Source organism: Lutibacter oceani, assembly GCF_003384935.1.
Classification (GTDB): Bacteria; Bacteroidota; Bacteroidia; order Flavobacteriales; family Flavobacteriaceae; genus Lutibacter; species Lutibacter oceani.
In genome coordinates this window covers 860,251-877,168 of the sequence record NZ_QTTQ01000009.1, presented here as the reverse complement: position 1 = coordinate 877,168, position 16,918 = coordinate 860,251, and the positions used below count along the sequence as shown (strand labels likewise).

Here is a 16,918-nt window from a genome sequence, read left to right as displayed (position 1 = left end):
ACTTTTTTAATAAAAAAATAAAGTTTTTAACAATTTCTTAAGTTTTAATTAATATTTGTTAATATTTATCTGCTTGATTATCAGTTAAAGTATGAGTTTTTCGTATCTTTAATTTTCTTAATTATTTGTTAAATTTTAACATTTAATTAAAGATAGAGTCAACAAAAAATTGCATTTTTGCAAGACATTTAATTCAAATTAAAATTTAAACATGAGAAAATTTAAAAATTTATTAATGGTAGTGGTATTATGTACTTCAGCTACTATTTTTGCTCAAACAAAACTTACTGGAAAAGTAGTTGATGAAACAAGTCAACCTTTACCTGGAGCTTCTATTGTTGTTAAAGGATCTAGCACAGGAGTTTCTACAGATTTTGATGGAAATTTTACATTAGAAACTTCAGATTCTAGTGGTACTATTTTGGTTTCATTTGTTGGATATGAAGCTAAAAATTTAACTTTCAATGGATCTAAAAACTTTGGATCAATTGCATTAAATCCTTCTGCAGAATCGTTAGAAGAAATTATTATTACGGCAACTTCTTTTGCTATTGACAGAAAAACACCAGTTGCAGTTTCAACTGTAAAAGCAGAGGTTATTGAAAACAAATTAGGTTCTCAAGAATTTCCTGAAATTTTAAAATCTACTCCAGGTGTTTATGCTACTAAATCGGGTGGTGGTTTTGGTGATGGTAGATTAACATTAAGAGGATTTAATTCTGAAAATGTTGCCGTTATGATTAATGGTGTTCCTGTAAATGATATGGAAAATGGTAGAGTTTACTGGTCTAATTGGGCTGGTTTAGCTGACGTTACTAGTGCTATGCAGGTACAAAGAGGTTTAGGAGCTTCTAAATTAGCTGTGCCTTCTATTGGTGGTACAGTAAATATTTTATCTAAAACTACTGATGTAGAAAAAGGTGGAAATATTTTTACTGCTGTTGGTAATGATGGTTACCAAAAATATGGCGCAACTGTTTCTACTGGATTGTTAGACAATGGTTTTGCTGCAACTGTTTCTGCTTCAAAAACAAAAGGTGATGGTTATGTAGATGGAACTCAATTTGAAGGTTACAACTACTTTGTTAATATTTCAAAACAAATTAATGACAACCACAAAATTGCACTTACTTCTTTTGGTGCTCCACAATGGCATGGTCAGAGACAAAATCAAAGCTTAATTTCTACCTATAGAAATGCAGAGAGTGGTATAAAATTTAATCCAAACTGGGGACTTAGAGATGGTAATGTTGTGAATGTTGAAGATAATTTCTACCACAAATCACAAACTTCTTTAAATCATTACTGGACTATTAGTGACAAAACTAATGTGTCTACTGCATTATATGCTTCCTGGGGAACAGGAGGAGGTGGTGGTACTGCTGGTAACACAAGTTTATTCCAACAAAGAATTGGTGGTGATGACCAACCAATAGATATTGATAATATTGTTGCAATAAATCGTGCAAATGGTTCTTTAGGTGCTGAAGCATATTTAAGAGCTTCAAGAAATGACCATAGTTGGTTTGGTGTATTATCTACACTAAAAACTGATTTAAACGAAAATGTATCTTTAATTGCTGGTGTTGATATTAGAGATTATACAGGAAAACACTTCTCAGAAGTTACAGATTTATTAGGTGCAGATTATGCTCTTGACAACAGTAACGTAAACAACCCTAATGCTGCATTAAAAGTTGGAGACAAACGTGATTATTGGAATGATGGTGAAGTTGGATGGCAAGGTCTTTTCACTCAATTAGAATATGATAGAGATAATGTTGCTGGTTTTATTTCTGCAGCTGTTTCCAATACATCTTACAAAAGAATAGATTATTTCCAATACTTACCAGGAAATCAAGAAACTGATAAATACAATTTCACAGGGTTTAGTGTAAAAGGAGGAGCTAACTACAATATTAATGATCAACATAATGTGTTTGCTAATGTTGGATATTTTGAAAAAGCACCAGGTTTTGATGCTGTATTCTTACAATTTGACAATGATCACATAAATGCTGATGCTGAAAACCAAAAAATATTTAGTACTGAATTAGGCTATGGATTTAGAGGTGCTACTTTTGCTGCAAATGTTAATATTTATAGAACCGAATGGAAAGATAGAACTTTAACTAGAGGTTTTCAAAACCCAGACGGATCATTTAATTCAGCAAATATTTTAGGTGTTAATGCAATTCACCAAGGTGCAGAGTTTGATTTTACGTATAGACCAGGAAATAAATTAAGCATTATTGGAATGCTTTCTTTAGGTGATTGGACGTGGGATAACGATGTAACAAATGTTCAAATTTTTGATGAAGAACAAAACTTAGTACAAACTGTTGACTTATTTATTGCAGGTTTAAAAGTTTCTGATGCAGCACAAACAACTGCTTCTTTAGGTTTTGATTATGAATTAATGGATAAAACAAACTTTACAGTTGACTTTAACTATTTTGCTGATTTATATGCTAGATACGACCCTAACTCAAGAGGTTCTGTAGGGCCACAAGCATGGAAAGCGCCTAATTATACAACTTTTGATATGAGTGTGAGACACGGATTTAAAATTGGTGACTTAGATGCTACATTAATAGGTAGAATGAATAATGTATTTGATACACAGTATATAGCAGATGCAACAGATGGTAATGGTTCAGTTGACGAAACTGCACTTGTTTGGTACGGATATGGAAGAACTTTTAACGTAAGTGCTAAAATTAAATTTTAAAAAAACATAAGACAATGAAAAAAATAATTTATTTAATAATGGCATTCACAATGGTATTAACTACCAGTTGTGATCCTATGGAAGATATTCATGATGCTATCGATGCTCAAAATGAAATTATAACGGGTGAGATTGTATTTGAAATGAGTGATGAAGATTATGATGAATTAGACTTATCATATGGTAATTTCAGCTCTATCGACGATGCTAAATCGATGATACCAATGTTATTAGCTGATAAATACCCGGTATGGGGAGATGGTTCTTTAGCAACCGTTACTTTTAAATTATACAATCCATTAAGCTCTCCAAGTGCTGATGTTTATGAATTAAGTGATGATGAACACAATGCTATAACTGGGAAAACTTATGGGAATTTTGATAGAGATTACCATATTTTTAATTATTTAGACGCTACATATCCAACACCAAATAATGGAGATTTTTATTCTTTAAGATATCGTTTTTACGCAGGTGGTGAAAGTACATTAACAGATGGTTTCTTATTTGAAAATGGTGAATGGATTAGATTTGCTGGATTTACAGAAGATGAGTACAAAGCAATGGGAGAAAGCTACCCTAACTTTTCAAGCCATGATGAAGCTGCTCTAAAAATACCATTAGCATTGCCAGACATTTTTAAATTTAGCCCAAAAAGTGCAGGAGACATTGTACAAGCAATGTATGAATTATATAAAGGTGGTGGTGTTACAAAAAGTTATGTAAATAATTACGTTTTTGATGGTTCAACTTGGTCTAAATATAATAATGTTTCTAAAGAAACAATTAAGTTTGGTCATGACGGTAGTGTTTGGGTTCCAGACAACACTATTAAATACACGTTAACTCAAGCCGATTATGATTCTTTAGGAACTGAATATGGAGACCCTGGGTACTATAATAATTTTGACGTTAGAGAGGGTAACGACAATTATGAATCTCCTGAGTCAATACTAGCGTATATCAATATCGTACTATTTAATAACTTCCCAGGAATGGCTGAAGGGCAAAAATTTGCTATAAAATACGATGTTTATTCTGGTGCTGCAGAAGTATGGGAAATGAAAGTTGTTTTATCTGGAGGAGCTTACGTTCTTCAATAAGTTAAACCTTATTTTTTCTTAAAAATATAAAGACCGCTTTTAAAAGCGGTCTTTTCTTTTTATACATTTACAATTAAATATCTAAAAATTTAATAACCTCCAGCCTGTCCGTCTTTTCTAGATTCAGAAGCGCCCAAATAAACTTCGTTTTCGGCATCGAACATAATTGCCTGATAGCCACCAAAACTTCCCCCATAACCAACTTTATGACCCCTAGAAATTAATTTTCTAATTTCATTAAACGAAATACCGCTTTCTAATTTAATTTCACCTTTATTAGCTGCAACCTCACCTGTTGGTGAAGAAGAACCTGCGTGTTCAATTCTTGGAGCATCTCCGGCTTCCTGCAAATTCATTCCAAAATCTACCAAGTTCATTACTATTTGAACATGACCTTGTGGTTGAAAATCACCACCCATAACACCAAAACTTACATAAGGCTTTCCGTTTTTTGTTATAAATGCTGGAATAATAGTATGAAAAGGTCTTTTTTTAGGAGCATACGTATTAAATTTCCCTTCTTCTAGCGTAAATAATTCACCGCGATCTTGTAACATAAAACCTAATTTTGGAGGAACCATTCCAGAACCCATTCCTCTATAATTACTTTGTATAAAAGAAACCATATTTCCGTCTTTATCGGCTACCGTTAAATATATTGTTTCACCAGCACTAATTTCTCCCGCATTGTATTTCCCAGCCTTTTCAGTAATTAATTTTTTTCTATTTTTCGCATATGCTTTATCCAATAATTCTTGAACTGGTACTTTCGCAAAATCCATATCTGCATAGTATTTTGCTCTATCTTCAAAAGCCAGTTTTTTAGCTTCGGTAACTATATGAATGTGTTCAGCCGAGCCAAATTCAATATTTGTAAAATCATATTGTTCAATAATATTGAGCATTTGTAAAGCAGCAATTCCTTGTCCGTTTGGTGGCAATTCCCATACATCAAAACCTCTATAATTTACTGAAACTGGCTGTACCCATTCAGATTTGTGAGTTGCTAAATCATTATACGATAAAAATCCTCCTTGTTCTTTTATAAAATTAACAATTGTTCTTGCTATTGCTCCTTTATAAAAAGCATCACGACCTTCTTTGGCTATTTTAGAATAGGTAGTTGCTAAATACGGATTTTTAAAAATTGTTCCTTTTGAAGGCACTTTACCATTTATAGTATACGTTTCTAATACATTGGGAAATTTACTGCCTAAATAAGGAACAGAACGTTGTAAATAATACCCAATTAATTCGGTAACTGGAAAGCCTTCATTTGCATAATTAATAGCTGGAGCTAAAATTTTATTCATTGGTAATTTTCCAAATTTAGAATGCAATTCAAACCAACCATCAACACAACCGGGTACACTAACAGGTAAGGGGCCTAAAGATGGTATTTTTTTATAATTATTGTCTCGAAAATATTTTAAGGTTAAATTTTCGGGAGACCTACCACTTGCATTTAAACCGTGTAATTTTTGGGTTTTTGCATCCCAAACTATAGCAAATAAGTCTCCACCAATACCACTTCCTGTTGGTTCCATTAATCCTAGAGCTGCATTGGCTGCAATGGCAGCATCAATTGCAGAACCGCCCTGTTTCAAAATATCAATACCTACTTGAGTAGCTAAAGGGTGTGATGTTGCGACCATTCCGTTTTTTGCAATTACTTCTGATCGTGTAACAAAATTTTCCCCTGTAATTCTGTCTTGTGCAAACATTTGAAATGAAGAAAATGCTATAATAACTATTAATAAATATTTCATAATTGAAGATTTTATAGGTTGTAAACAAATTTATATCAAATAATTATAGAAAAAAATTACTTGTATAATAATAAAGTTATGAATTTTTGAAAACTCTTGTACAGCAAAACCATATAATATGAAAAGAGTAAACGCAAAAAAGCCTAACAAGTAATGAAAATATGTTAGGCATTTATTATTAAAATTTAACTAAATTTTTTAAAAAGAATAGTTTAAACCAAACGTCCAATACGTTTGTAGTTCATTATCAACATTGTTAAAAGTTACAGTAGCATCATCAATAAGAGCAAAATTTAATGCTTCTTGTTTGTTTTTTCTAAGTCCTAAATCAAATCCTACACCAATACCTTTCCATAAGGTATAACCAAAAGAGTTTGTCCAAGTCCAGTTAGAATAATCAGCACTTTTGTAACTTTGAAATGCAGAAAGATTTGTTTTAAATTTTACAGCTCCCAATTGTTTGGTATAATCAGCAACTATTTTAGCACCTAAAGAAGACTCGAAAATAGTTTCTCCTTTACTGAATACAAAATTGTAGTTCATTGGATGAATAACAACAACTAAATCTGTAATTGGTGTCCAAGTGGCACCAACTCCAAGATCCAAATAACCAGGATCATTAAAATTACTTAAAATAGTAGTTTTGTACTCACCTAAAGTTGAAATCGCAAATTTATCGCTTAATTTATGTCCATATAAAGAAGTAATACTAAAAACATCTGTAGCTTCTTGAAAATCTTTATTGTCTGTAGGGTCGTCTTTATCATCAAATTTCACCCAACTTAAATTTACATTTGCTGAATTTCTCCAAAAAAACTTTTCTTCCAACAAATTTGCAAAAGCATTTACTGTAAAGCCTATGTTTCCTGTTGATGAATTTGGCTTTCCCTTAGAATACCAATTATCGAATCCAGAAAGATTTCCACCAATGGTACCAAATGCTCCTTTTTTCCAGCCAGGAAGTGCATTTATTTTACGCTGTATGGCATTTACTTTAGCTTGTAAAGCTGCAATTGAATCTTTTTTAGGCCCTTGTTCGGCTTTTAATTCATCTAATGTTTGTGCATTTGAATATGTTATTGAAAACATAAATACAATTGCTAAAATTACTTTTCTCATAATGTTTTTTTTAAATTTAGATTTTTTAATGTTTTAAAAAATTATAGATAAGATCAAAAAATTAGAAAAAAGACACTAGATATTTTTCTAATATTACTCTAAAACCTTATTCAGATATTTTTACAATTACTAAAGTTAGTAAAAAAAACAATGAACCAATTTCTTGTTTTTATTGAAGAGAAAATTTGAAATACTATTTATGTAATTACTTCGGTTATACCTTTCTCACAAAGACATATAAAAAGTAACTGTCAAAAAACTTATTGGAGTTAGGCAGTCTGTTATTTAATAACTAAAACAGGATTGTAATAATTATGAATAAGATACTTAAGAATAAAATCTTATTCATAAATTATTTAGTGATATTTTTTTTATTTAAAATCGTAGTTAAAACTTAACCCAAAAACTTCTCTAATTTGAAACCCTTCAAAGGCATTGTCATCATAAATAGTTTGAAAAATTAAATTTGTTGTAAAGTGATTATTTATTTTCATTACCAAATTCATGGTATAATCAATATCAATATTTTCCGGATTTTCTAAATAGTTAGCATATAAATTTATAAGTTGCTCCATTGAAATGTTTTCCATTAAATCAACTTTTAATCTTCCCGAAGCATTAAAACCTAACTCTAAACGTGTATTTTCACCTTCCTCAACCCCAAAATAAGCACTATTAGGCAACGTGAAATTTTTATCTACAATTACTAATTTTGTGGTTGCTGGAGCAATATTGAATTTAAAATTTTCATTTTTTTCCCATAACATACCCGGTCCAATTAAAAAAGTAGCAGGTGAAAAAAAGTTGGTGTGTTCCGTTCTAATTTCTTTTCCATTTTCATCTTTGCTGTATTTAAAACCTTTGGTAAATTGTGTTTTAAAATTAAACAGCACTGAATAATACCAATAACTTTCAGCATTTATACCTAATAAGGAGTTAAATTCTAACCTGTCATCTGTTTTCTTTTCAAATTCTGTGTTTTTACTTTTTGTTAAACCGTATGAAGTTAAAATGTTATTTTTCCAAGTGTATTTTCCTTTTGCATAATTAAAGTTATAGTTAATACCAATATTACCTGCTAAAGTATTTTCACCTCTTGCAACCCAATTAGAAAATGCAGATTGGTTAAACAAGAAAGATACTTTTCCTTTTGTAGTCCAACTTTTTTTTGGTGTAGTAGGCTTATTTTCTTGTGAAAATAAAATTGAAAAATTTAAAATAAGTATTAAAAAGGCTACTTTTTTCATAAAATTCGTGTTGAATATTATAATTTAAGCAAGCAAAAATATAAAATATTAAGAATATTTTAAATGAAAAAGATAAAAAATGTATTATTTACGTTTAAAGAGAGGAACTGTAGAGCAAGCTTCACCAAACATAATTGATTTAGCAATTGGTTGCAATTTTTCAATTAACTGAATATAAGCAGTTTCGGGAATGGGCTTGTTGGCGCAACCTTTAATAATTACTGGTTTTCCTTTAAACTCTTCTAAATTTATTTTTTGAAGAATATCTTGAAAAATTGATGTTTCTAAAATAGTTAAATTTCCAACTATAGTTTTTTTAGCAAATGGTGCTATAAAAGTAGTAATTAGCATATATGCCCAGGAAGGAATTATTGCATCTGAAGAACAAGTTAAAGCAATAAAATGATTTTTATATTGACTCCAGTCATGATTATTTAAATGTTCTCGGAAATCGGATTCCTTCAAAATAAGTTCATGAAACAACCAATCTTTAATATCAATAACTGTTCTTATACCTTTTGGATAATAATCCTCTAGGTCTATTGTTTTGAGGCTACTTTTAGCTACTCTATTTAAAATTTCATCAGCCATTTATAAAAAACCTAATTCTAATTTAGCTTCTTCACTCATCATATCTTGTGTCCACATTGGGTCAAAAGTAATTTCAACTATAGCATCTTTAACTTCTTCAATTGTTTTTACTTTTTCTTCAATTTCAACAGGTAATGTTTCTGCAACAGGGCAATTAGGTGATGTAAGGGTCATTAATATTTTAACATCATTGTTTTCACTAACCATAACATCATAAATTAAGCCTAATTCAAATATGTCAACAGGAATTTCTGGATCATAAATAGTTTTTAAAACTTCTACTATTTTGTTTCCTAACTCTTCAACTCTAGTGCTACTCATGTATAAAACCTTTCTTTATATTCATTCTAAATAAGAGCAAATATACAATTATTAACTTAATTTCGATTGAAAAGCTAATGCGTATAATTTTATTTGTTTAATCATAGAAACCAACCCATTTGCTCTTGTTGGTGAAAGGTGCTCTTTTAAACCAATTTCATCAATAAAGTATAAGTCTGCCTCTAAAATATCCTGAGGTTTTTGGTTGTTAAAAACGCGTAATAAAATTGCTACAATACCTTTAGTTAAAATAGCATCACTGTCTGCTGTAAATTTAATTTTACCAGCTTCTATTTCAGAATGTAACCAAACTTTAGACTGGCAGCCTACTATTAAATTTTCATCAACTTTATAAGCATCCTCTATTAACGGCAATGATTTTCCAAGTTCAATAATATATTCATACCGTTCCATCCAATCTTCAAACATTGAAAACTCATCTATAATTTCTTCTTGTATTTCTTTGATAGTCATTTTTTAAACTTATTTTTGCAAAAATAATCACATCTAGTGTTTAAAAAAAATATAAACACATATTATACCAAATTAAAAAGGTATTAAGTTAAAATAACTATGAGTAAATTATTAATTGTTGGTACGGTTGCTTTTGATGCTATTGAAACACCGTTTGGAAAAACTGATAAAATTTTAGGAGGTGCAGCAACATACATTTCACTTTCTGCATCACAATTTGGGGTAAAATCGGGAATTGTTTCCGTAGTTGGTGGAGATTTTCCAAAAGCATATTTAGAAAAATTAAATGCAAAAAATATAAATACTGACGGTATAGAAATTGTTGAAGCTGGTAAGACTTTTTTTTGGAAAGGAAAATACCACAACGATTTAAATACAAGAGATACCCTAATTACAGATTTAAATGTGTTAGCAGAATTTAAACCTGTTGTTCCAAAAAAGTTTATTGATACGGACTTTTTAATGCTGGGAAATTTGCATCCTGCAGTTCAAATGGAGGTGATAAAACAAATTCCTAACCGACCAAAGTTAGTAGTTTTAGATACTATGAATTTTTGGATGGATAATACCTTACCTGAATTAATAGAAGTAATTGCAAAAATTGATGTAATTACAATTAATGATGAAGAAGCACGTCAGCTTTCTGGCGAATACTCTTTAGTTAGAGCAGCTCAAAAAATTCATGAAATGGGTCCAAAATACGTGGTTATTAAAAAAGGGGAACATGGTGCCTTATTATTTAACGATGGTAATGTGTTTTTTGCTCCAGCATTACCATTAGAAGAAGTTTTTGACCCAACAGGGGCTGGAGATACTTTTGCTGGCGGTTTTATTGGACATATTGCACGCACAGGTGATATTTCTTTTGAAAATATGAAGCGAGCTGTAATTTCAGGATCAAATTTAGCATCGTTTTGTGTGGAAAAATTTGGAACCGAACGCATGGAGAATTTAACTTTCGAAGAAATTCAAGAGCGTTTATTACAGTTTAAACTGTTAACTCAATTTGAAATTGAATTAAGCTAAATTGTTTTTAAAATTCTGCATACGTGCGGAATTTTTTTATTTATATATTACTATACTAAAACAAAAACTATGAGTGACGCTATTAAACACGAATGTGGAATTGCAATGGTTAGATTGTTGAAACCATTACAATATTATAAAGATAAATATGGTTCAGCGTTTTATGGTTTAAATAAAATGTATTTGTTAATGGAAAAACAGCACAATCGCGGTCAGGATGGTGCAGGTTTAGCAAGTATTAAATTTGATGTTGCACCTGGAACACGTTATATAAGTCGTGTTCGTTCTAATGCAGATCAACCAATTCAAGATATTTTTTCTCAAATTAATGGACGGTTAAATACTATAAACGAAGAGTTTCCAGATAAAATTGACGATGTTCAGTGGCAAATTAATAATGCACCCTATATTGGAAATTTATTTTTAGGCCATGTGCGTTATGGTACGTTTGGAAAAAATAGTATAGAAGCTGTACATCCTTTTTTACGCCAAAGTAACTGGATGCATAAAAGTTTAATTGTAGCAGGTAATTTTAATATGACCAATTCTAAACGCTTGTTTAATGATTTGGTTGAAATAGGTCAGCACCCAAAAGAAATGACCGATACGGTTACAGTAATGGAAAAAATAGGCCATTTTATTGATGATGAAGTAGCTAAACTATATCAAAAATTAAAAAAGGAACAAGATATTTCTAAAAAAGATGCTTCGCCTTTAATAGAAGAAAAAATTAATATTAAAAAAATATTAAAAAAATCGGCAAAAAATTGGGATGGTGGTTATGCAATGGCTGGTTTGTTAGGCCATGGAGATGCATTTGTTTTACGTGATCCTGCAGGAATTAGACCCGCATTTTATTATAAAGATGATGAAGTTGTAGTTGTTGCTTCAGAAAGACCGGTTATTCAAACTGTTTTTAATGTAAATATTAATGATGTTAAAGAAATAGAAAGGGGTAGTGCTTTAATTATTAGGAAAAATGGACAAATTTCTATGAACAAAGTAATAGCGCAATTACCAAAAAAATCTTGTTCATTTGAACGCATCTATTTTTCAAGAGGAAGTGATAAAGACATATATATTGAAAGAAAAAATTTAGGAAAATTAGTTTTTCCTCAAATATTGAAAAAAATTAATAAGGATATAAAAAATACAGTTTTTTCATACATTCCAAATACTGCAGAAACTTCATTTTATGGAATGCGAGAAGCTGCTGAAGATTTTTTAAATCTTCAAAAAACAAAAACTATTTTAAACGGTAAAAATTTAATTTCAGCTGAAAAAGTAACAGAAATATTATCTGAAAGGCCACGCATTGAAAAACTGGCAATTAAAGATGCAAAATTAAGAACTTTTATTGCGGATGATAATAGTAGAGACGATTTAGTTGCACACGTTTACGATGTTACTTATGGTATTGTTAGACCAAAAGATAACTTGGTAATTATTGATGACAGTATAGTCCGCGGAACTACTTTAAAGAAAAGTATAATTAAAATTTTAGACAGGTTACATCCTAAAAAAATTATCATAGTTTCATCTGCACCACAAATTAGGTATCCTGATTGTTATGGAATTGACATGGCAAGAATGGGTGATTTTATTGCATTTAGAGCTGCTTTGGAGTTGTTAAAAGAAACTAATAATTACCATATTGTAGAAGAGGTTTATAATAAATGTAAAGCGCAACAACTATTAGAAGATCCAGAAATTGAAAATGCTGTTAAAGAGATTTACGCTAAATTTACTGATGAACAAATTTCGGATAAAATTGCGCAAATGTTAAAAACGGAAGAAATAACTTCAGAAGTAGAAATTATTTATCAATCTGTAGAAAATTTACATAAAGCCTGTCCAGACCACTTAGGAGATTGGTATTTTACTGGTGATTATCCAACACCTGGAGGAAACAGAGTTGTAAATGATTCCTTTATTAATTTTTACGAAGGAAGTAGCAAAAGAGCCTATTAAAAACAAACTTTAATGCTTAAATTTGATAGTATGAAAACAAAATCTTTAATTTTAGTTTTTGTACTATTTTTTAGTGCAATCAATTTTACTGCTCAAAATAATTCCAACAAAACCGGTGTTTATGTAGATGACAGTGGTGTAATGCGTTGGGAAAAAACCAACAAAGAAGTTGAGGGCTTTGGTGTAAATTATACGGTTCCTTTTGCACACGCCTATCGATCTGCAAAAAAAATGGGAATTAATCCTAAAGAAGCCATTGATAATGATGTGTATCATTTTTCAAGACTTGGTTTTGATTTATACCGAATTCATGTTTGGGATACTCAAATAAGCGATACACTTGGTAACCTTCTAGAAAATGAATATTTAGATACTTTTGATTATTTGCTTAAAAAATTAAAAGAAAAAAACATCAATTATGTAATTACTCCTATTGCCTTTTGGGGTGATGGCTGGCCAGAACCAGATGGTAATACTCCAGGATTTTCACATAAATATGGAAAAGGTGATTGTTTAACGAATCCTGATGCTATAAAAGCACAACAGAATTATTTATATCAGTTTTTAAATCATGTGAATCCATATACGGGTGAAGCTTATAAAACAGATCCAAACCTAATTGCCTTTGAAGTGAGCAACGAGCCTCATCACCGTGGAGAAGCAGAAAAAGTAACCGAATTTGTTAAAGGTATGGTGGATGCAATGCGAAAAACAGGTACTAAAAAACCCATTTTTTACAATATAAGCCATGCTGTTCATTTCGCTGATGCTTATTTTAATGCCGGAATTCAAGGAGGAACTTTTCAATGGTATCCAACGGGTTTAGGTTATCAACGTGAACTTTCAGGAAATTTATTACCAAATGTAAATGATTACAATATCCCTTTTGATGAAACAATAAAAAAATATAAAGCAGCAAAATTAGTGTATGAATTTGATGCAGCCGATGTTGGAAAAAGTTACATATATCCTGTAATGGCAAGAAGTTTTAGAGAAGCTGGAATTCAAATTGCAACTCATTTTGCTTATGATCCAACTTATTTGGCATACGCAAATACCGAATACAATACACATTATATGAATTTGGTTTATACGCCACAAAAAGCATTAAGTTTAATGATTTGTTCTGAAGTATTTCATAAAACACCAATGTATAAAGACTTCGGAAAGTACCCAGAAAACACAACTTTCGATTCGTTTAATGTTGATTATCAAAAAGATTTGGCTGAATATAATTCAGATAAAAAATTCATTTATTCAAACAATACAAATTCTCAACTAGTTAACGAGAAAAAATTAAATAAAATTGCCGGTTTTGGTAATTCTTCTGTTGTTAAATATAACGGCGTTGGAGCTTATTTTTTAGATAAAATTGACAAAGGTATCTGGCGATTAGAAGTGATGCCTGATGCAGTTTGGGTTGACAATCCGTTTGGAACAAATAGTCCTAAAAAAACGGTTGGAGTTATTAAATGGGAAGAACGGACAATGAATATTACCTTAAAAGATTTAGATTCCAATTTTAATATTAAAGCAATAAATGAAGGAAATAATTTTTCGCCTAAAGTTGTTGGAAATTCATTTTCTATTATGCCAGGGACTTATATTTTAAGTAAAAATGGTATTTCAAAAAAATGGTCTGCAAGTGATAATTGGAAAAACATAAAACTTAACGACTATTTTGCTCCAAAAACTACTGTAGCTAAAATTTACTTTAAACACAATCCGATAAATGAAATTTCAGAAGGTACACCTTTGGAAATTTCAACTCAAATAGTTGCTCCACAATCGCCAATTGAAGTTGAATTATGGGTTTATAATGGTTATAAAAGAGAAGTTATTAAAATGGAATGGAATAATGGCTATAATTATTCGGGAGTTGTACCAGCCAATATAATAACAACAGGATATTTGAAATATCAAATAATTGTAAAAGGTGAAAAAGAAACTCGCACGTATCCTGCAGATAAAGAAGGAATGCCATATGATTGGGATTTTTATGACAGAAGCACTTTTGAAACGCGTGTGGTTTCTTCAGCGAATGCTATTCAACTTTTTAACGCCAAAAAAGATGCAGAATTATTGGTTAAACCCTGGAAAAATACATTAAAATTAGTTCCAACCGAAAATAATGAAGATGAATATCAACTAAATATTGAAAAATTATTTGTTGTAGATAACGAAAATTTAAATGCAGCACCTATTTACGATTATAGCTTTAAGCACTTTATTCTTGATAAAATAAAAGGAAGAAAATTAGATCTTGCTTCAAAGGAAACCATTGTTTTTAAAGGTCGAGCTTTAAATAATAAACCTTGTAAACTTCAAATTGCATTTGTAATGAATGATGGTGCAGCTTTTGGTAAAGTTATTGAAATTGGGACTGAAATAAAAGAATATAAGTTATCAATTAAGGAGCTTAAACCTGTTAAAACAGTAACACTTCCAAGACCATACCCAAGTTTTTTACCGTATTATTTAGAACATAATTTAAATGTACCTTTTGATATTGAAAACGTTGAAAGTATGCAATTTTCAATTGGACCAGAAATTCCTAAAAGTGAATTGGATGAAAAACATGGCATTGCAATAATAAGTGCTGGTTTAGAATAAAAAATAAAACATATAAAAACAAAAAAACTCGCCAATTTGGCGAGTTTTTTAACCTATTTATTAAAAATATTATTTGTTTTCAGCATATAATTTTTCAACATGATTCCAGTTTATTACATTAAAAAATGCATTAATATAATCTGGTCTTCTATTTTGATAATGTAAGTAGTATGCATGTTCCCAAACATCTATTGCTAGTATTGGAAAACCTCCACAGCTAACACCTGGCATTAATGGATTGTCTTGATTTGGAGTTGAGCAAATTTCAACTTTTCCTCCTTTGTGCACACATAACCAAGCCCATCCTGAACCAAAACGAGTAGCTGCTGCTTTGGCAAATGCATCTTTAAATGCTTCAACTGAACCAAATTCTGCAATAATTGCATCTTTTAATTCTCCAGATAAATATCCTTTTCCTTCAGGATTCATTACATCCCAAAATAAACAGTGATTATAAAATCCACCACCGTTATTTCTAACAGCCATGTTATTCATGTCTAAATCACCTAAAATAGCTTCAATAGATTTTCCTTCTAAAGCTGTTCCAGCAATTGCATTGTTTAAATTGTTTGTATAACCTTGATGATGTTTTGTATGGTGAATTTCCATAGTTCTTGCATCAATATGTGGTTCTAACGCATCATAAGCGTACGGTAGTTTTGGTAATTCAAAAGCCATAATTGTATTTTTTAGTTTATTATTAATTCTATCCAAAGGTAGCGAACGATTTTCATTCAAAAAAATCGAATATCCTTATACTGCTATTGTTTAATGTTATTGTTTAGTTAAAATTTCACTTCGCAGAAATTTGCAAAGCATTAAAAATCACTTACTTATTAAAAAAATATCTATTCCTAGCCTAGGTAAAACAACTTAATAATCCCCGTCTTCAGGATATTTTGCCATAAATTCTGCTGCTTTTTCAACCATTTTTTTACTTCCACAGAAAAATGGAACACGTTGGTGTAGTTCTGTTGGTTTTATATCTAAAATTCTTCTATAACCATCGGTTGCTTTCCCATTTGCTTGTTCTGCCAAAAAGGCCATTGGGTTGCATTCGTATAATAAACGTAATTTTCCCTTTGGTCCAATTGCACTTGTTGGGTACATATAAATTCCGCCTTTTATCATATTTCTATGAAAATCAGAAACTAAAGAACCTATGTAACGAGAAGTATAAGGTCTATTATCTTTTTCTTCCTGACAATATTTTAAATAGTCCTTTACACCTTGTGGAAAATGAACATAATTACCTTCATTTATTGAATAAATTTTTCCTTCTTCTGGAAATTTAAAATTTGGATGCGATAAATAAAATGATCCAATTGCTGGGTTTAATGTAAATCCGTTTACACCATGACCTGAAGTATAAACCAACATTGTAGAGGTTCCATACACCACATATCCTGCAGCAACTTGTTGACTTCCAGATTGTAAAAAATCTTTTATTTCAACAGGGCTTCCTACTGGAGTTATACGTTTATAAATTGAAAAAATTGTACCTACAGATACATTTACATCAATATTTGAAGAACCGTCTAAAGGATCTATTAAAACAATATATTTATTTTCATTTGTGCCTCGCTTACCTTTAATCGAAACAAAATCGTCCTCTTCTTCACTTGCAATACCACAAACAATTTCACGGTTTATTAGGGTTTCCATAAAAACCTCATTAGCATAAACATCTAATTTTTGCTGATCTTCACCCTGAATATTAGTATCTCCTACATCCCCTAAAATATCAACTAAACCTGCTTTATTAACTTTGTAGTTTACAATTTTGGCTGCCAATTTAATAGAACTTAACAATCTTGAAAATTCACCTGTTGTAGATTTATAGTGCTTTTGATTTTCAATTATAAATTCACCTAATGTAAGATTGTTATTTTTCATTTTTTTATTAGTTAATTATTATGCAAAGGTCTAGATTTTTTTTTGAAAAAGAATCAG

At 30.5% G+C, this 16,918-nt stretch carries 13 protein-coding genes; 5 read left to right on the top strand and 8 right to left on the bottom strand.

Annotation, left to right across the window (positions count from 1 at the left end; translation table 11 throughout):
- The first annotated feature begins 211 nt into the window (after positions 1-211).
- Positions 212-2,731 (top strand): TonB-dependent receptor, encoded by a 2,520-nt coding sequence (locus tag BX611_RS03905; RefSeq protein ID WP_115878265.1) that lies wholly within the window; start codon positions 212-214, stop codon positions 2,729-2,731.
- Positions 2,732-2,745: 14 nt separating this feature from the next.
- The gene (locus BX611_RS03900) at positions 2,746-3,834 is read left to right on the top strand and encodes a hypothetical protein (RefSeq protein WP_115878263.1); all 1,089 of its coding nucleotides are present in this window, start codon (positions 2,746-2,748) and stop codon (positions 3,832-3,834) included.
- An 89-nt stretch (positions 3,835-3,923) separates the two neighbouring features.
- Here BX611_RS03900 and ggt read toward each other — a convergent pair whose 3' ends face one another.
- From ggt to BX611_RS03870, 6 genes are all read right to left on the bottom strand, one after another.
- Positions 3,924-5,603: a gamma-glutamyltransferase gene (gene ggt, locus BX611_RS03895; RefSeq protein WP_115878261.1), complete on the bottom strand. Its 1,680-nt coding sequence runs from the start codon at positions 5,601-5,603 to the stop codon at positions 3,924-3,926.
- Positions 5,604-5,801: 198 nt separating this feature from the next.
- Positions 5,802-6,722: a DUF3078 domain-containing protein gene (locus tag BX611_RS03890; RefSeq protein WP_115878259.1), complete on the bottom strand. Its 921-nt coding sequence runs from the start codon at positions 6,720-6,722 to the stop codon at positions 5,802-5,804.
- A 371-nt stretch (positions 6,723-7,093) separates the two neighbouring features.
- Positions 7,094-7,969, bottom strand: a complete 876-nt coding sequence (locus BX611_RS03885) for a DUF3078 domain-containing protein (protein WP_115878257.1) — start codon at positions 7,967-7,969, stop codon at positions 7,094-7,096.
- Between the two features lie 84 nt (positions 7,970-8,053).
- On the bottom strand, positions 8,054-8,560 hold the full coding sequence (locus BX611_RS03880; protein WP_115878255.1) for a DUF2480 family protein: 507 nt from the start codon (positions 8,558-8,560) through the stop codon (positions 8,054-8,056).
- Entirely contained in the window at positions 8,561-8,881 is a 321-nt protein-coding gene (locus BX611_RS03875) for an iron-sulfur cluster assembly protein (protein WP_115878253.1), read from the bottom strand.
- A 51-nt stretch (positions 8,882-8,932) separates the two neighbouring features.
- On the bottom strand, positions 8,933-9,355 hold the full coding sequence (locus tag BX611_RS03870; protein ID WP_115878251.1) for a SufE family protein: 423 nt from the start codon (positions 9,353-9,355) through the stop codon (positions 8,933-8,935).
- A 99-nt stretch (positions 9,356-9,454) separates the two neighbouring features.
- Here BX611_RS03870 and BX611_RS03865 point away from each other — a divergent pair, with 99 nt between their 5' ends.
- From BX611_RS03865 to BX611_RS03855, 3 genes are all read left to right on the top strand, one after another.
- Entirely contained in the window at positions 9,455-10,381 is a 927-nt protein-coding gene (locus tag BX611_RS03865; RefSeq protein ID WP_115878249.1) for a PfkB family carbohydrate kinase, read from the top strand.
- A 69-nt stretch (positions 10,382-10,450) separates the two neighbouring features.
- A complete protein-coding gene (locus BX611_RS03860; protein ID WP_115878247.1) occupies positions 10,451-12,352 on the top strand; it encodes an amidophosphoribosyltransferase in 1,902 nt (633 codons plus the stop codon).
- Between the two features lie 30 nt (positions 12,353-12,382).
- Positions 12,383-14,965: a glycoside hydrolase 5 family protein gene (locus BX611_RS03855; protein WP_162880036.1), complete on the top strand. Its 2,583-nt coding sequence runs from the start codon at positions 12,383-12,385 to the stop codon at positions 14,963-14,965.
- A gap of 69 nt (positions 14,966-15,034) precedes the next feature.
- On the opposite strand, the gene BX611_RS03850 is transcribed toward BX611_RS03855, so the two are convergent.
- Together BX611_RS03850 and fbp are read right to left on the bottom strand one after the other, a co-directional pair.
- Positions 15,035-15,643, bottom strand: a complete 609-nt coding sequence (locus tag BX611_RS03850) for a superoxide dismutase (RefSeq protein ID WP_115878962.1) — start codon at positions 15,641-15,643, stop codon at positions 15,035-15,037.
- Between the two features lie 195 nt (positions 15,644-15,838).
- Positions 15,839-16,861, bottom strand: a complete 1,023-nt coding sequence (gene fbp / locus BX611_RS03845; protein WP_115878243.1) for a class 1 fructose-bisphosphatase — start codon at positions 16,859-16,861, stop codon at positions 15,839-15,841.
- Positions 16,862-16,918 lie beyond the last annotated feature (57 nt).

Excerpts from the sequence above, each read along its gene's own strand:
- BX611_RS03905 (WP_115878265.1), top strand. The coding sequence starts at position 212 with ATGAGAAAATTTAAAAATTTATTAATGGTAGTGGTATTATGTACTTCA.
- BX611_RS03900 (WP_115878263.1), top strand. The coding sequence starts at position 2,746 with ATGAAAAAAATAATTTATTTAATAATGGCATTCACAATGGTATTAACT.
- ggt (WP_115878261.1), bottom strand. The coding sequence starts at position 5,603 with ATGAAATATTTATTAATAGTTATTATAGCATTTTCTTCATTTCAAATG.
- BX611_RS03890 (WP_115878259.1), bottom strand. The coding sequence starts at position 6,722 with ATGAGAAAAGTAATTTTAGCAATTGTATTTATGTTTTCAATAACATAT.
- BX611_RS03885 (WP_115878257.1), bottom strand. The coding sequence starts at position 7,969 with ATGAAAAAAGTAGCCTTTTTAATACTTATTTTAAATTTTTCAATTTTA.
- BX611_RS03880 (WP_115878255.1), bottom strand. The coding sequence starts at position 8,560 with ATGGCTGATGAAATTTTAAATAGAGTAGCTAAAAGTAGCCTCAAAACA.
- BX611_RS03875 (WP_115878253.1), bottom strand. The coding sequence starts at position 8,881 with ATGAGTAGCACTAGAGTTGAAGAGTTAGGAAACAAAATAGTAGAAGTT.
- BX611_RS03870 (WP_115878251.1), bottom strand. The coding sequence starts at position 9,355 with ATGACTATCAAAGAAATACAAGAAGAAATTATAGATGAGTTTTCAATG.
- BX611_RS03865 (WP_115878249.1), top strand. The coding sequence starts at position 9,455 with ATGAGTAAATTATTAATTGTTGGTACGGTTGCTTTTGATGCTATTGAA.
- BX611_RS03860 (WP_115878247.1), top strand. The coding sequence starts at position 10,451 with ATGAGTGACGCTATTAAACACGAATGTGGAATTGCAATGGTTAGATTG.
- BX611_RS03855 (WP_162880036.1), top strand. The coding sequence starts at position 12,383 with ATGAAAACAAAATCTTTAATTTTAGTTTTTGTACTATTTTTTAGTGCA.
- BX611_RS03850 (WP_115878962.1), bottom strand. The coding sequence starts at position 15,643 with ATGGCTTTTGAATTACCAAAACTACCGTACGCTTATGATGCGTTAGAA.
- fbp (WP_115878243.1), bottom strand. The coding sequence starts at position 16,861 with ATGAAAAATAACAATCTTACATTAGGTGAATTTATAATTGAAAATCAA.